The 14,407-nt window shown below is 64.3% G+C and carries 19 protein-coding genes, 1 tRNA gene and 2 pseudogenes; 12 read left to right on the top strand and 10 right to left on the bottom strand.

Annotated elements, in window-relative coordinates:
* Positions 1-16: 16 nt before the first annotated feature.
* Positions 17-1,354 carry an ABC transporter ATP-binding protein gene (locus tag AC3IFE_RS15940; RefSeq protein ID WP_006755837.1) on the top strand — a complete coding sequence of 446 codons (1,338 nt, stop codon included), beginning with the start codon at positions 17-19 and terminating at the stop codon, positions 1,352-1,354.
* Positions 1,355-1,432: 78 nt separating this feature from the next.
* Here AC3IFE_RS15940 and AC3IFE_RS15935 read toward each other — a convergent pair whose 3' ends face one another.
* Together AC3IFE_RS15935 and AC3IFE_RS15930 are read right to left on the bottom strand one after the other, a co-directional pair.
* Positions 1,433-1,927, bottom strand: a complete 495-nt coding sequence (locus tag AC3IFE_RS15935) for a hypothetical protein (RefSeq protein ID WP_489191086.1) — start codon at positions 1,925-1,927, stop codon at positions 1,433-1,435.
* Positions 1,924-2,475, bottom strand: a complete 552-nt coding sequence (locus tag AC3IFE_RS15930; protein ID WP_489191084.1) for a hypothetical protein — start codon at positions 2,473-2,475, stop codon at positions 1,924-1,926. Before AC3IFE_RS15930 ends, AC3IFE_RS15935 begins: the two co-directional genes overlap by 4 nt.
* A 289-nt stretch (positions 2,476-2,764) precedes the next feature.
* On the opposite strand from AC3IFE_RS15930, the gene AC3IFE_RS15925 reads away from it, so the two are divergent.
* The 3 genes from AC3IFE_RS15925 (at position 2,765) to AC3IFE_RS15915 (ending at position 5,120) form a co-directional block, all read left to right on the top strand.
* Positions 2,765-2,974, top strand: coding sequence for a hypothetical protein (locus AC3IFE_RS15925; RefSeq protein ID WP_489191083.1), 210 nt, complete (start codon positions 2,765-2,767; stop codon positions 2,972-2,974).
* 138 nt (positions 2,975-3,112) lie between these two features.
* Positions 3,113-4,534 carry an alpha,alpha-trehalose-phosphate synthase (UDP-forming) gene (gene otsA / locus AC3IFE_RS15920; RefSeq protein WP_489191082.1) on the top strand — a complete coding sequence of 474 codons (1,422 nt, stop codon included), beginning with the start codon at positions 3,113-3,115 and terminating at the stop codon, positions 4,532-4,534.
* Entirely contained in the window at positions 4,527-5,120 is a 594-nt protein-coding gene (locus tag AC3IFE_RS15915) for an AAA family ATPase (protein WP_489191081.1), read from the top strand. Before otsA ends, AC3IFE_RS15915 begins: the two co-directional genes overlap by 8 nt.
* A 28-nt stretch (positions 5,121-5,148) precedes the next feature.
* Here the strand turns inward: AC3IFE_RS15915 and AC3IFE_RS15910 are convergent, their stop codons facing one another.
* Entirely contained in the window at positions 5,149-6,516 is a 1,368-nt protein-coding gene (locus AC3IFE_RS15910) for an MFS transporter (protein ID WP_489191080.1), read from the bottom strand.
* A gap of 182 nt (positions 6,517-6,698) precedes the next feature.
* The gene (locus AC3IFE_RS15905) at positions 6,699-7,079 is read right to left on the bottom strand and encodes a DUF5594 family protein (protein WP_301740282.1); all 381 of its coding nucleotides are present in this window, start codon (positions 7,077-7,079) and stop codon (positions 6,699-6,701) included.
* 116 nt (positions 7,080-7,195) lie between these two features.
* Here AC3IFE_RS15905 and AC3IFE_RS15900 point away from each other — a divergent pair, with 116 nt between their 5' ends.
* On the top strand, positions 7,196-7,597 hold the full coding sequence (locus AC3IFE_RS15900; RefSeq protein ID WP_489191079.1) for a hypothetical protein: 402 nt from the start codon (positions 7,196-7,198) through the stop codon (positions 7,595-7,597).
* 185 nt (positions 7,598-7,782) lie between these two features.
* Here the strand turns inward: AC3IFE_RS15900 and AC3IFE_RS15895 are convergent, their stop codons facing one another.
* Positions 7,783-8,088, bottom strand: coding sequence for a hypothetical protein (locus AC3IFE_RS15895; RefSeq protein ID WP_069618066.1), 306 nt, complete (start codon positions 8,086-8,088; stop codon positions 7,783-7,785).
* A gap of 143 nt (positions 8,089-8,231) precedes the next feature.
* Here AC3IFE_RS15895 and eco point away from each other — a divergent pair, with 143 nt between their 5' ends.
* On the top strand, positions 8,232-8,732 hold the full coding sequence (gene eco, locus AC3IFE_RS15890; RefSeq protein ID WP_089468146.1) for a serine protease inhibitor ecotin: 501 nt from the start codon (positions 8,232-8,234) through the stop codon (positions 8,730-8,732).
* A gap of 21 nt (positions 8,733-8,753) precedes the next feature.
* Here the strand turns inward: eco and AC3IFE_RS15885 are convergent.
* A pseudogene (locus AC3IFE_RS15885) lies at positions 8,754-9,011 on the bottom strand (TetR/AcrR family transcriptional regulator); the annotation flags it as partial.
* Position 9,012: 1 nt separating this feature from the next.
* Here AC3IFE_RS15885 and AC3IFE_RS15880 point away from each other — a divergent pair.
* Positions 9,013-9,135, top strand: a pseudogene (locus AC3IFE_RS15880) (oxidoreductase); the annotation flags it as partial.
* Between the two features lie 60 nt (positions 9,136-9,195).
* Here the strand turns inward: AC3IFE_RS15880 and AC3IFE_RS15875 are convergent.
* Positions 9,196-9,534, bottom strand: coding sequence for a hypothetical protein (locus AC3IFE_RS15875; RefSeq protein WP_489191078.1), 339 nt, complete (start codon positions 9,532-9,534; stop codon positions 9,196-9,198).
* A gap of 208 nt (positions 9,535-9,742) precedes the next feature.
* Positions 9,743-9,819: transfer RNA gene (locus tag AC3IFE_RS15870), tRNA-Met, on the bottom strand.
* A gap of 175 nt (positions 9,820-9,994) precedes the next feature.
* On the opposite strand from AC3IFE_RS15870, the gene AC3IFE_RS15865 reads away from it, so the two are divergent.
* The 5 genes from AC3IFE_RS15865 to AC3IFE_RS15845 all read left to right on the top strand — a co-directional run bounded on the left by AC3IFE_RS15865 (position 9,995) and on the right by AC3IFE_RS15845 (position 13,512).
* Positions 9,995-10,576 (top strand): sigma-70 family RNA polymerase sigma factor, encoded by a 582-nt coding sequence (locus tag AC3IFE_RS15865; RefSeq protein ID WP_489191076.1) that lies wholly within the window; start codon positions 9,995-9,997, stop codon positions 10,574-10,576.
* 12 nt (positions 10,577-10,588) lie between these two features.
* Positions 10,589-10,897, top strand: a complete 309-nt coding sequence (locus tag AC3IFE_RS15860) for a hypothetical protein (protein ID WP_489191075.1) — start codon at positions 10,589-10,591, stop codon at positions 10,895-10,897.
* 2 nt (positions 10,898-10,899) lie between these two features.
* Positions 10,900-11,196: a 4Fe-4S dicluster domain-containing protein gene (locus AC3IFE_RS15855; protein ID WP_489191074.1), complete on the top strand. Its 297-nt coding sequence runs from the start codon at positions 10,900-10,902 to the stop codon at positions 11,194-11,196.
* Positions 11,197-11,306: 110 nt separating this feature from the next.
* Positions 11,307-12,023 carry an O-methyltransferase gene (locus AC3IFE_RS15850; protein ID WP_489191073.1) on the top strand — a complete coding sequence of 239 codons (717 nt, stop codon included), beginning with the start codon at positions 11,307-11,309 and terminating at the stop codon, positions 12,021-12,023.
* 418 nt (positions 12,024-12,441) lie between these two features.
* Positions 12,442-13,512 carry a beta family protein gene (locus AC3IFE_RS15845; protein ID WP_489191072.1) on the top strand — a complete coding sequence of 357 codons (1,071 nt, stop codon included), beginning with the start codon at positions 12,442-12,444 and terminating at the stop codon, positions 13,510-13,512.
* Here AC3IFE_RS15845 and AC3IFE_RS15840 read toward each other — a convergent pair whose 3' ends face one another.
* On the bottom strand, positions 13,513-14,172 hold the full coding sequence (locus AC3IFE_RS15840; protein WP_489191070.1) for a sce7726 family protein: 660 nt from the start codon (positions 14,170-14,172) through the stop codon (positions 13,513-13,515).
* Positions 14,173-14,254: 82 nt separating this feature from the next.
* Positions 14,255-14,407, bottom strand: a 153-nt coding sequence (locus tag AC3IFE_RS15835) for a transposase domain-containing protein (protein WP_489191111.1), incomplete at its 5' end; no start/stop codon positions are given.

Raw genomic sequence — 14,407 nt, 5'->3', positions numbered from 1 at the left:
TTGAGAGCGAAACGCGATGCACAATCCGAATGCTGTAAACGCCCCCGTCCAGACGTCCCAGCCGCCGCGCCTCGGTGAAGAAATCCTGCGCGTCGATCACGTCTGCCGCGGCTTCAACAAGACGCAGGGCGAGTTGCTCGTGCTCGACGACGCGAACCTGTCGCTGCGCGAAGGCGAGATCGTCGGTCTGCTCGGCCGCTCGGGCTCGGGCAAGTCGACGCTGCTGCGCATCATCGCCGGGCTGATCGAGCCGACCGGCGGCGAGGTGACCTATCTCGGCAAGCCGCTGCGCGGCCCGGCCGAGGGCGTCGCGATGGTGTTCCAGACCTTCGCGCTGTTCCCGTGGCTCACCGTGCTGCAGAACGTGGAAGCCGGGCTGGAGGCACTCGGCGTCGGCGCGCGCGAGCGGCGCGAGCGTGCGTTGGCCGCGATCGACCTGATCGGTCTCGACGGTTTCGAGAACGCGTACCCGCGCGAGCTGTCGGGCGGGATGCGCCAGCGCGTCGGTTTCGCGCGCGCCCTCGTCGTCGATCCGACCATTCTGCTGATGGACGAGCCGTTCTCCGCACTCGACGTGCTGACGGCCGAGACGCTGCGTACCGACCTGCTCGATCTGTGGACGCAGGGCCGCATGCCGATCAAGTCGGTGCTGATCGTCACGCACAACATCGAGGAAGCGGTGTTCATGTGCGACCGGATCCTCGTGCTCTCGTCGAACCCGGGTCGCGTGATCGCCGAGATCAAGGTGCCGTTCAAGCACCCGCGCAATCGTCTCGACCCGGCGTTCCGCAAGCTCGTCGACGACATCTACGCGAAGATGACCGCGCGTCAGACCGGCGAGGCGACGAAGAAGGGGCTGGAACTCGGCAGCTGGCTGCCGCAGGTGTCGACCAACCTGATGGCCGGCCTGATCGAGACGCTCGCGATGGCGCCGTACCACGGCCGCGCGGACATGCCGGAAATCGCGCGCACGCTGCACCTCGAGGTCGACGACCTGTTCCCGATCGCGGAAGTGCTGCAGTACCTCGGCTTCGCGGACGTGCGCGAAGGCGACGTGTTCCTGACGCCGCCGGGGCGCGTGTTCGCGGAATTCGGCACGCAGGAGCGCAAGCTGATGTTCGCGGATCACCTGCTGAAGCACGTGCCGCTCGCCGCGCGGATCAAGAAGGTGCTGAACGAGCGCCCGGGCCATCGCGCGCCGCGCGTGCGCTTCGAGCAGGAGCTCGAGGATTTCCTGTCGGACGGCGCGGCCGAGGAAACGCTCGACGCGGTGATCGACTGGGGCCGTTATGGCGAGATCTTCTCGTACAACGACCAGACGGAGATCTTCAGTCTCGAGGACGTCGAGTCGTGATGTTGGCGGGGCGCTCGGCATAGCTGCACCTCGCAGAACGCCAAGGGCGCCGCGCGCGACGCGCGGCGCATCGCCCCGTTACTGCAAATTCCCCCACCGATCGACGGCCGGTTCCGCCGACGCCCACTTCCAGTGCGTGCCCTGCTGGCACGCATTCGCGAAATACCAGTCGGCCTTGTCGCCGTCCTTCACCGAGAACGCGAATTCCTTGCACAGCGCGAGCGCCGACGAATACGCGCGCGTGACGCGCACTTCGCCTTCGCCGTTTTCGAGCGGCAGCGTGTTCTTCACCTTCCACGGCTTCACTTCGCCGACGGCGAGACTGCCGGCCGTCTTCGCGATCGCGTCCTGCTGATTCTGATGGAGCTGCTTCATCGTGCGGTTGACGGCTTCGTCGGTCGCGGCCTGCACGGCGATCCCGACGCCGACGCCGACCGCCGGGTTCGCGGTGACGAGGCCCGTCGCCGCGCCGGCCAGCGCGCCGCTCGCGGCGCCGACCGACCCGCAGCCCGACAGTGCGACCGTCGCCGCGTACAGCGCGCCGATCGCCGCGATACGGATCGCGACGCTCATTGCAGCGCGCCCCACCGTTCGGTCGCCGGTTCGGCCGACGCCCATTTCCACACGGGCCCGTCGCGGCAGATGGTGGCGACGTAGAACGCCGATTGCGCGGCCTTGTCGGCCTTCGCCGGCGTATCGACCGCGAACACGATTTCCTTGCAGTCGAGCGGACCGACGCTGATCATCCGGCTGACCGTCACGCGGCCCTGCTCGTCGTCCTCGATCGGGAACGAATGGTGCGTCGACCACGGCGCGACGCCGCCGACGTCGAGCGGGCCGGCCGCCTTCGCGATCTGCTCCTGCGTGTAGCGGTGCGCGACGCGCTGCGAGTACTGGACGCCGGCCCGCGCGCCGGCGACGGCGCCGAGGCCGATGCCCGTCGCGACGGCGGCGTTGTTGGTGACCTTGGAGGCGATCGCGGCGCCCGCGATACCGGCGCTGGCGGTCGCCCCTTCGCTGTACAGCGAATTGCAGCCGGACAGCAGTGCGGCCGTGGCGATCACGGCCAGCACGACGCGCGCCGGCGTGGCCCGGCGCGGCGATTCGAAACGAATGTTCATCCCTGAGTGCAAGTCCTGTCTGGGTGAGCGGCGACGCGTGCACGCCCCTGATGCCGCGTCATTGTTTCGCAATTGTCATGGGAAAACTGCAAAGCTTTGACAAATCGCCGTGCGGCGGGCCGCGTGCGCGCGGGCGGCGTTATTGTCGGATAGATGATCGGCGAGGGGTCGAAACGTTACAAATTGAAGGTAATTGTTACCTTCGGATGCGATCAAGCGACCTAGACTGTTTTGTTATGGAATGTTTCTACGACGGCCTCGAGCCGCGCCGCTTATGAGACACCCAGCCATGCGCCGTTCGAAACGGTTGTCACGCCGGCCGCCTGTCGCGGCGGCCGACCATCCGGAAGCGCCGCCGCGTCCGCGGATCGACGCGCCTTCGGCCCCGCCTGCGGGTGCGCCGGACGAGACACCGTCGGACGGCGATCACAACCAGGGCGGGGCTCGCCCGGAAGGGCTCGACTATCAACGCGACCTCGGGCAGGAGCAGGACGCCTGATGCGGTCGTCGCCGCATTCCATCGCCGTATTTCATTGCAATTCTCGGAACTGAGTCGCCGCGCGGCCGCCTTCGGGCCGCCGCGCCCGCGTGGGCGTGCGTCGCGCGCCAGCCAATCGAATCGAGGAGGGGAAGTCGCATGAGCAGATTGATCGTGGTATCGAATCGTGTCGCCGCCGGCGAGGACACGCGCCCGAGCGCGGGCGGCCTGGCCGTCGGCGTGATGGACGCGCTGAAGGAAACGGGCGGCGTCTGGTTCGGGTGGAACGGCGAGATCGTCGGTGCGCCGGATGCCGAGCCCGCGATCCAGCGGGACGGCAACGTGACGTATGCGACGGTCGGGCTGACCCGGCGCGACTACGACCAGTACTACCGCGGCTTCTCGAACGCGACGCTGTGGCCGGTGTTCCATTACCGCGGCGATCTCGCGCGCTTCGACCGGCAGGAGTACGCCGGTTATCTGCGCGTGAACGCGATGCTCGCGAAGCAGCTCGCCGCGCTGCTGCGTCCGGACGACCTGATCTGGGTGCACGACTACCACCTGCTGCCGTTCGCGCACTGCCTGCGCGAGCTCGGCGTGAAGAACCCGATCGGCTTCTTCCTGCATATCCCGTTTCCGTCGCCCGACATGTTGCGCCTCGTGCCGCCGCACGAGGAACTCGTGAAGTTCATGTGCGCGTACGACGTCGCGGGCTTCCAGACCGACGCCGACAAGCAGGCGTTCACCGACTACATCGAGCGGCGCGGCATCGGCGCGGCGAGCGACGACGGGATGCTGCACGCGCATGGCCGCGTCGTGAAGGTCGCCGCCTATCCGATCGGCGTGCATCCTGACGCGATCGCGCAGGCGGCCGTCCAGTACGGCACGCGCAAGCCGGTCAAGATGCTGCGCGAGGCGCTGGGCGATCGGAAGCTGGTGATGAGCGTCGACCGCCTCGATTACTCGAAGGGGCTCGTCGAGCGCTTCCAGTCGTTCGAGCGGATGCTCGCGAATGCGCCGGGCTGGCAGGGGCGCGTGTCGCTGCTGCAGATCGCGCCGCCGACGCGTTCCGACGTGCAGACCTATCAGCACATCCGCGAAACGCTGGAAGGCGAGGCCGGCCGCATCAACGGCCGCTTCTCGCAGCTCGACTGGACGCCGATCCAGTACCTGAACCGCAAGTACGAGCGCAACCTGCTGATGGCGTTCTTCCGGATGTCGCAGGTCGGCTACGTGACGCCGCTGCGCGACGGGATGAATCTCGTCGCGAAGGAATACGTCGCGTCGCAGGATCCGGCCGATCCGGGCGTGCTCGTGCTGTCGGAGTTCGCGGGCGCGGCGGTCGAGCTGACCGGCGCGCTGCTCGTCAATCCGTACGACCTGTCGCAGATGGCCGAGGCGCTCGAACGCGCGCTGTCGATGCCGCTCGCGGAGCGGCAGGCGCGTCACGAGCAGAACCTCGCGCGGCTGCGCGAGAACGACCTGTCGGTCTGGCGCGATACGTTCGTCGCCGACCTGCGCAGTGTCGCGGCGGCGGCGTCGGTCACCCAGCGCGCGGGCCGGCGGGTCGCGCATGCGTGAGTGCGCGCCGGGCGCCGGCAGCGACGACGAAACGGCGGGCGATACGGCCGGCCGGTTCTTCGTCGTGACGGGCGGCCCGGGCTCGGGCAAGAGCACCTTGCTCGATGCGCTGGAGCGCGCTGGCTTTGCTCGCTCGCAGGAGGCCGGGCGCGGCGTGATCCGCGACCAGGTGGCGGTCGACGGCCCTGCGCTGCCGTGGCGCGACCCGGCGGCGTTCGCCGAGCTGATGCTGGGCTGGGAGATGCGCTCCTACCATCTCGCGCGGCAGGCGCGCGGGCCGGTGTTCTTCGACCGCGGCGTGCCGGACGTGATCGGTTATCTGCGGCTGACCGGATTGGCGGTACCCGCGCACGCGGAAGCCGCGGCGCGGCGTTTCCGCTATCACCGGCGCGTGTTCGTCGCGCCGCCTTGGCCCGACATCTATGTGCAGGACACCGAGCGCCGGCAGGATTTTGCCGAAGCGGTGCGGACCCATGACGCGATGGTCGATTGCTATACGTCGTACGGCTATCGGCTGATCGAATTGCCACGCGTGAGCGTGAAGGCGCGCGTGCGCTTCGTGATGGATACGCTCGACGCCGCATGATGGCCGCCGCGAGCGCGGTAAGACGGTGTCAGGCCGCCGTGTCCGGCCGCGGCGACGCGATGCGCAGCAGGCTGACGAGCGCGGCCACCGCCGCGAACACCGCGGCGACATACAACGCGATCGTCGGCCCGCGGTCGGGCACGAGCCCGAAAATCAGCGCGACGAGCGCGGCGCCGAGCGTCTGGCCCGTCAGGCGCGCGGTGGTCAGCATGCCGCCGGCGCCGCCGCTGCGCTCGCGCGGCGCCGACGACAGCATCGCGCGGTTGTTCGGCGACTGGAACAGCCCGAAGCCCGCGCCGCACAGCGCCATTCGCCACACGATGTCGACCGTGCCCGGGTGTGCGCCGATCGTCGCGAGCGACAGCAGCCCGGCCGCGAACAGCGCGAGCCCGATTCCGCCGAGAATGCCGGCCGAATAGCGGTCCGACAGCACGCCCGCGAGCGGCGCGGCGAACACGATCACGAGCGGCCACGGCGTCATGTAGAGGCCCGTCTCGACCTGCGAGAAACCGAGCGAATTCTGCAGCCAGAACGGCAGCGCGACGAACGCGAGCATCTGCGACGTGAACGACGCCATCGACGTGTAGATCGAAAGCGCGAACATCGGGATGCGCATCAGGTCGACCGGCAGCAGCGGCGCCGGCTGCGACAACTGACGCTTCACGAAGAAGTAGCCGACCACGCATGCGACGGCCAGTTCGGTCGCGACGTACGCATGACCTTCGCCGTGACCGAGCCCGTCGACGGCCGTGATCAGCAGGCCGAACACGCAGGCGTTCATCAGCGCGCTCGGGAAGTCGTACGGCGCGTCGTGCAGCGGGTTGGCCGGCAGCGCGCGCACGCTGCCGAGCACGGCCGCGATGCCGATCGGCACGTTGACCGCGAAGAGCCACGGCCACGACGCGAACGACAGGATCGCGGACGCGACCGTCGGCCCGATCGCCGACGACAGCGCGACCACCATCGCGTTGATCGACAGCCCGCGCCCGAGCATCGACGACGGGTAGATCATCCGCACGAGCGCCGCGTTGACGCTCATGATGCCGGCCGCGCCGAACCCCTGGATCACGCGCATCACGGCCAGCATCGGCAGCGAGCCGGCGAGCGCGCAGCCGAGCGACGCCGCGGTGAAGAGGGCGAGCCCGGCGATGTAGATGCGGCGATAGCCGATGCGTTCGCCGAGCGACGCGAGCGGCAGCAGCGTGATCGTGACCGCGAGCTGGTACGCGTTGACGATCCAGATCGACGCCGCGTCGGACGCGTGCAGGTCGCGCGCGATGGTCGGCAATGCGACGTTCGCGATGGCGCCGTCGAGCACGGCGAGCGTGATGCCCAGGGCGACGCAGACGATCGCCCAGTAACGTTGCGGAAGCGGCAGGCCGGTATCGGCGTTCATGACGGGAGCGAGAGCGTGGTTGTCCGCGCGCCCGCTTGCCGGTTGCGTGCGCAACCATGTGCAGGGGCGGCGGCGATGAACGGCCCGGCCGGCGCGGGCGCGCCGGCACGGGGCCGATCGAGTGTATCACCGCGCCGGATCGTGTGACGCCAAGCCGCGCGGGGGCCGGCGGGCACGCGCATTCAACCTTCGAAGTCGAGGCCGCCGAGCCGCACGAGCGGCTCGGCCTGCGTGCGCGACGCGAGATCGATGTCGCGGGCGCTTTGCCAGGCACCCAGCTTTTTCGGCAACGCGGCGAGATAGTGCTCGAAGCGCCGCGGGCCGTCCGGTTCCATCAGCCTCTCGATTTCGTCGATGTCCCAGGTCAGTTCGAGATTCAGCGGATACACGAAGCCGCTCACGTGCTCGTGTGGCGCGCTGCGGATCTGCACGCGCGTCGGGTGCCCGTGCCCGCCATAGGGGACGACGTCGGTCTGAACGTGATCGGCAAAGAATGCGGCGATCGCCTGCGCGATGCGCGGCGCGAATTCGGTATCGAAACGGCGGGCGGTTTCAGGCTGCATGAAGGCGTCTCCTGTCTGCCGAAAATCGTAGCACGGCGACGACGCGTTTCGACGCGGGCGATACGGTAATCGCGCGTTACCACTTGCTGCATCTATTACGGCCGCGTCCCGCCACAATGCATCGCATCCAGTACCACTTCGCGTGGGAGTCCATCATGAAAAAGATTGCCGCAGTGTGTGTCCTTGCCGGTTCGCTCGCGGTCGCGGGCCCGGCGTCCGCGCATGGCCGCGACGGCGGCGCCGTCATCGGCGCATTGATCGGCGGCGCGGTGCTGGGCGCGATCGTGACGTCCGCGATGAATCCGCCCGTCGCGTATCAGGCGCCCGCGTACCAGGCGCCGGCCTATCAACCGCCGACGTACTACCAGGCGCCCGCGTACCAGCAGCCTGCCTACCCGACGTATCAACAGGCGCAGTATCAGGACGACGGCCCGAACTATTGCTACGACCGCTACCAGCGTGCGTACGTGTGCGGGGCGCCGGTGCGGGGCGGCTACGCGCAGCCGGCCGGCTGGTAAGCGCGGGCGGGTTTCGGGCCGGTTGACCCGTACCCGTCGATGTTCACTTCGCCGGGCCGGACGACGAAAGGCCCTCGCTCGATGCGAGGGCCTTTGTCTTTTTGTGCGGCCGATTCGTTGGGGGGCGTAATGCGCCGCCGGCCTTCGGCGGGCCGTGCGCGGATACAAACGGTTGCAATTGCGCGTCAGTGGCGATGACCGCCGCCACCGCCGCCTCCGTTCCAGTCGCCGCGGTGTCCGCCGCCGCGCCCCCAGCCGTTGCCGCGGTTGCCGCGATCGCCGTCCCAGCGATGGTAGTCGCGCCGGCCGCGATCCCAGTCGCGTCCGCCGCCACCGCCCCAGATGTTGACCGTGCCGTACACGGGGGACGGCGCGTACGCATAGCCGGGATCGGAATAGTAAGGCTGCCCGTAGCCGTATCCGGCGTCCGGGGCGACGACGCAGCCGGCCAGCAGGGTAGCGACGCCGGCGGCGGCAATGAGCTTCAGCATGATGTTCTCCGTTGGTTCCGGTATAAGTACCGCGCCCGGGGATTGCCGGCTGTTTGCAATTGTGTCGCCAAATTACAGCCTCGTAAGGTCTTGCGACGAAAGTGTTAGCATCCGGGGCTCATTTGTTTTTCAGGAGCACATCGATGAAATTCGCGATCCGGGCCGCGCTGGCCGCCTTCTGCGTGACGACCGCCGCCGCATGCGTGGCCGCGCCGGCCTCCGCGCCCGCCGTGTCGGCCGAGTCGATCAAGATGTTTCCGCAGGCGGCGAGCGGCCAGCAGCGCGTCGTGATCGCGCTGCCCGCGCTCGAGAACGAGGGCGATGCGCGCGTCGAGCTGATGATCGGCAAGACGCTGCAGACCGACTGCAACCAGCAGTGGTTCGGCGGCGAGCTGACTGCCGAGGACGTGAAGGGCTGGGGCTATACGTACTACCGGCTCACCGACGTGAAGGGGCCGGCATCGACGCTGATGGCGTGCCCGGGCCAGGCGCCGCAGCAACGGTTCGTGCAGGTGCGCAGTGACGGTCAACTGCTGCGCTACAACAGCCGCCTGCCGCTGGTCGTCTATGTACCCGACGGCTTCGACGTGCGCTATCGCGTATGGCATGCGTCGAAGGACGTTCAGCAAGCCGAGAAGCAGTAATCGCTGCGCGGCGTCCTGCCGCTACCCACCGGCCGCGCTGCTCGTGCCGACGAGCGCCGGCCACGCGGCCAGCGCGGCTTGCGCGATGGCCTCCAGATCGCGGCGGCTCGCGCCGTCGCGCGCCTGGATCGACATGCCCTGCTGAACCGTCACGTAGTAGCGCGCGATTGCGTCGAGATTCGCGTGCGCCGATATTTCACCGGTCGCGATGCCTTGTGCGAGGCGTTCCCACAACGCGTCGACCGTGCCCTCGCGCATCTCGATCAGCGTTTGCCGGACCATGGCGATTCAGCAGTACGGCAAGGCCGATGACGTGGCCGCGCTCGTGGCGTTCGTCGTCGGGCCGGACGGGCGGTCGATCAATGGGACCGGGTTGACGATCGACGGCGGCGCGAACGCGTAAAGACCGATGCCCGGTGCGAGTGAGCCGGGTCACGGTGCGTTCGTCGTTGGTCGTAATTCGTTATTGGCAGCCGACGCGCAGGTGCTCGGCTTCCAGGTCGGCCCGTTTGTCATAGGCATGCCGTTCGTTGCGCGGTTTGCCGTCCGGGCCTATCCCGCGCACGACTCGGTGGCCGCGATCGGGCGAGTGCGTGAGTGCATCGATGCCGGCGGCCAGTTCCCGGCACCGCGTGTCGGGGGACGTGCTTTCCGGGCGTGGGGCTACCGCGCCCGCGCCAGTGACGTTGGCGATGCCCGGGCTGACGTAGCGTTGCTTGGCAGGCGCCATGCCGGTGTCGGCGGCGTTGGCCGTGGCGGTCATCGCTGAAAGCGCGGCGAGCGCCGCGATCGTTCGAATCATTCGAGAAATCCGTGTGCTGAACCGAAGAAGGTTCGGAATTCTACGCAATGTTCGCTGCATGACCGCGGAGAATGGACGAGGTGCGATCGCGTGTCGCACGTCGCGGCGAACGGTCGATTACCCCATCTTCGCGTGCTGCGCCGCATGCGCGGCGACATCCCCGGACAGCAAAAAGCCCGCTTGCTTTCGCAAAGCGGGCTTCGGTATTTGGTTGCGGGGGTAGGATTTGAACCTACGACCTTCGGGTTATGAGCCCGACGAGCTGCCAGACTGCTCCACCCCGCGGCGCGAAGTGTACTTCGGGTTGATGCCGTGAGTCAATCGATTCGTGTCGCGCTAGTCCCCATGCCATATCGGGCCTGTTCCTTGAAACCCCTGCAACGCAGTGAAGGTAACGCGTACAGCCGCAAATTTTTCACATTCGCCACAATATTCGCGCGCCTGAAACGTCTTCAGACGCATGGAACCGCCACCCACTTCGCAAACGATGACCGACCCGGACCGCGACATCACTGCGACGGTGATGCGTGAACGAACGAGGCTAGGGAACTTCATTCGGCGCCGGATCCGCGACCCGGACGATGCCGAGGACGTTCTGCAGGATGTGCTTCACGAATTCGTGCAGGCTTATCGGCTTCCCGCGCCAATCGAACAGGCGAGTGCGTGGCTGTTCCGTACGGCGCGCAACCGCATCATCGATCGTTTTCGCAAGAAGAAGGAGCAGCCGCTGGCCGATCTGCTCGATACCGACGACGAAGCGGACAGCGAGTATCGCCTCGATCTCGCGCTACCGTCGCACGATGCCGGCCCTGAAGCGCTCTACGCTCGCACGTTGTTGCTCAAGGCGTTGCAGGATGCGCTCGACGAATTGCCGGCGAATCAGCGCGAGGTTTTTATCGCGCACGAACTGGACGGGCAGTCCTTCAAGGAGATGGCCGCGCAAAGCGGCGTCACGCTCAATACGCTGCTCGCGCGCAAACGCTATGCGGTCCTGCATCTGCGTGCGCGACTGCAACCCATTTATGACGAACTGGATATCTAGAGGAGTCGACGGATGAATTTTCGAATCAGATGTGCGGGCAAAGCGCTGCTCGTGGTGGTCGCCATCGGCGTGCTCGGGTGGGTCGTCATGATGCTGTGGAATTGGGTGATGCCGGGGTTATTCGTCGGCGCCCGGACGATCGACTTCGCCCATGCGCTGGGGCTGCTCGTATTGAGCCGCATCCTGTTCGGCGGATTCCGCGGACACCGCGGCTGGCACGGCCGGCGCCACTGGCGCAAGTGGGAATCCATGACGCCCGAAGAACGCGAGCAATTTCGGGCCGCATGGCGATCGCGCGGTAAGCGGCCTACCGAGGAGTGAACATGCACGAGAAATCAACAGCCGACTGCAAGCAGAAGGCGGGCGTGATTGCGCCGGTCGTCAATATGAAACGTTGCGAAGGGAAGGGGGATTGCGTGACCGCTTGCCCTGAAAACGTGTTCGAGGTTCGGCGCATCGATCAGGCCGATTACCTCGATCTTGGTTTGATGCATCGGTTGAAGCTGCGCGTGCATGGAATGAAGGTCGCGTATACGCCCAATGCGGACGCGTGCAGATCGTGCGGGCTTTGCGTGACGGCGTGTCCTGAGCGCGCAATCACGCTTGCGCGACGGGCATAGCATCGTCTGTTCGCGCCGATGATGGTGGAACGGCAGATCGTGGAGCCTGACGGCGGATTGGCGATTGCTGGATACGCGGTCCACGTGATCAACCTCATCAGGGAACGCACTTGACTTCAACTACTCATGTTCTTCTGCAACGGCTTCATGAAGAAAGCCGGAGCGAAATCGTCGCCCGCGCCCGTGCGCAGTTCCAAGGGCCGAATGAGGCGTTTCCAACGCTCGTCGACGAATACGAAGCACTCGCCCCTCGGCTAAGAGGGCGTTTTCTGGAAACGTTCGGCTTGTTCACTGAAGATTTCGGGTCGTCGGCTGGCAGTGCTTTATCGTTAGCCGTGTCAGCGGAAACAGGAAGGTTTCTGCGCAACATGGTGCTCGCGCAACGGCCGGCCAGAATCCTTGAACTCGGCAGTTCCTGCGGCGTGTCGACTTTGTATTTCGCCGACGCGCTGCGTACGTTGGGACGTGGCGTGGTCATCGCGACCGAAGGCGATGCGCTCAAGTGTGCGCGGTTGCGGGCTCACGTCGAAGCAGCCGGCCTGGACGCCTATGTCGAGTTGCGGGAGGGCGACGTATTCGACACGGTTGCCGAACTGGACGGTACCGTCGACATGGTATTTATCGACGTATGGGCAGACGCCTATCTGAAGCTGTTCAAGCAGGTCGAGCGCCTGCTACGGCCGGGGGCGGTTGTACTCGCCGACAACATGTACACGGCCGAGGACGCCGTTCGACCGTACAAGCTCTACCTCGACGAGGATCCACGGTTTTCGACCACGACGCTGGATTTTGAGTCGGGGGTTGAGTTTACGGTTGTTGTGGCGTGAGAGGGGAGTTTCTTGTGAATCTCGGGGAGGGTTTCGGGCTTGACTGGCCCGACAGAATTCATACGTCAATGCCAGTAAGACGGTTCTGGAATGGTGAGGGATTTTATGCCCCCACTGATGCCCCTAAAAAATGAGTTCTACGGATGCGATTCCGTGCACTGAAAGTCGGAAGATCTAGCACGCTTTGACTCACATCAAACGGCAGGGTTGGTTGTTGTCGCTGTTCTACGGTAAGTTCACATGCACTGTATATCGTGGCTTTCGACGATTTTGGCACACTGTCGAGGCGAGAAGCGATATCGATGGTCTGCATTTGACTAAGTAATATCGCGTTGTTGTGAGTCGATAGAAGAATATTTTCGTAAATGCGGAAATGGGAAAAGACTCATCCCGGAATGAGTCGCAGCGAGAGAGACCGATGGCCGATTTTGATAATTATGAATATTTTCCTGCGCTCATGTCGCGCGTTGCCGAGATTCAGGGTTTACGTCAGTTGAGCGATGAGCGAAAAGAAAGAGTTATCCCATTATTCACGCTTGGACGTTGGCATAATGCGGTTGAGTTTGATCGCGCGATTCAGAATTGCTCAACTGCAATCGGCGATGGTCGTCCATACTTCGCGGATTTGACGCGTGAGGCGCGACACGCGCCCGATGCCGTTGGGCAGTTGCTGTCTCCTGACAACAATTTCGGAGCGTGGAGAACCTACATCGAGCAGTTTGAGAATGCTATTCCTATCGTCCAAATCGTGCCTGATGCGACTAGGCGGCAAGTCTATCGACAAGCGCAGCTGATTGAGCGCACCCGAGAGCAACTTGCGTTTCGCGTCCGAAATCCGGGGCAGGAGCTTCCATTGGTTATCAATGCACTGAGCTCTCTAGATGAGCCGGATAATGCAATGATATTTATTGATTTGAAGTATGTGCGTGGAATTGAGAGAGAGGCTACAGCGGTTGCGGCTGATGCGATTGATCGCATCAGGGATGAGGTCGCTAGCGCACGAATCGTTATCCTTTCATCAAGTTTTCCTTCATACCTCGGAAGATTTGCTGAGGATGAGGGGGAGACGCGAGGTTCAATAGAAATCCTAGAACGCCAACTCCATGCTGAATTGATCGGCGACGGCCGAGAGTGTCTCTATGGTGACTATGCTTCCATCCATCCGATTATCCGTGGTGGAGGCGGAACATTCATTCCTCGCATCGACGCCGCTCATACTTTCACGTGGAATTTCGAGCGACGGCCACAACTAAGTGAACAACGTCGTGAGGGCTACCAAGAATGTGCGACTGCGCTACTTGAGCGCTATCCCGAACTTGTTGACAACGACTGCTGGGGTGCTGCGATGATACGTCAGGCCGCTGCAGGCGATCCTCATGGATTGGCGCCAGTGTCGTGGATTGCAGCACGAGTGAATATGCATTTGTCGCGCCAAATCGATTACTCAGATGAAGCTAATGTCGACGAGGATTGGGAGGACCTGCTGTGATCAGCAGGCGGCGATGCCTCGAGATTTAAGGTAAGACCGAAGCATTGCTGCATGTTCTGCGAACGGATCATTGTTCGTGTTCGCGATTCTTTCTTGTTCTAGGGCGCGTCGTTGCTTGAGCTTGTGCGTTTTTAGATAGCACAGAACCTCAGATCGGGCCTGTTCTGTAGTCATGTGCATACGAGCAACCTCGACCACGGCGTGCCTATTCACCCTTGGGCATTGAATCCCTCGGCGTGAGAGCGCATCACGGATAGCTGTAATCGGAAGGTGGGAGAGCCAAGTATCGGTATCGGCTAGCTGTCGAGTTACAGGAGTCCGATATTCCTCGATCCCATCATTCGACGCGCAGAGAACCCCAACTGAAGAATCTGTTTGTTGCAAAACAGCTGCTAGATGCCGACGAGTGCATACCACGGTAACGGATTCAAAATAACGAGAGTAGGCCTCGACCTGGCCGGTTAGACGCGTCAAGTGGTCGACGTCGCTCTTAATCTCGTAGGCGCGGAGCGCTCCATTTACTGCAACTAAATCGGCTCGCCGAGAGGCATTCTCCACGAAATATTCCGAGATGAGCGCATCGGAACGCTTCCAGTCTCCATGCTTGATATGGCGAGTTAGAAGACGCTTGATTCGGTGTTCGTTGAGAGTTTGGGACATGCGGCGCAGTCTACAGACGCTCGGCGCGATAGACAACATCGATGATATTGCTTGTCTGTATGCGGTCTTTTAACGACGCCCATCAGAGGTTGGGAGTGGCAGGCATGCTCCATGGCATGAGGGCGGCATAGTCGTCGGCGGTTGCGGCGAGCGGCAACCTGGTGAACAGCCAGACCAGATAGCGATACGGCTCGACGCCGTTCGCCTTGCACGTCTCGACGAGGGAGTACAGGTT

It is taken from the genome of Burkholderia sp. APQ4-4ca, from assembly GCF_057837105.1.
Note: the sequence above shows the minus strand (reverse complement) of the source record. Positions and strands in the feature narration are given on the sequence as shown.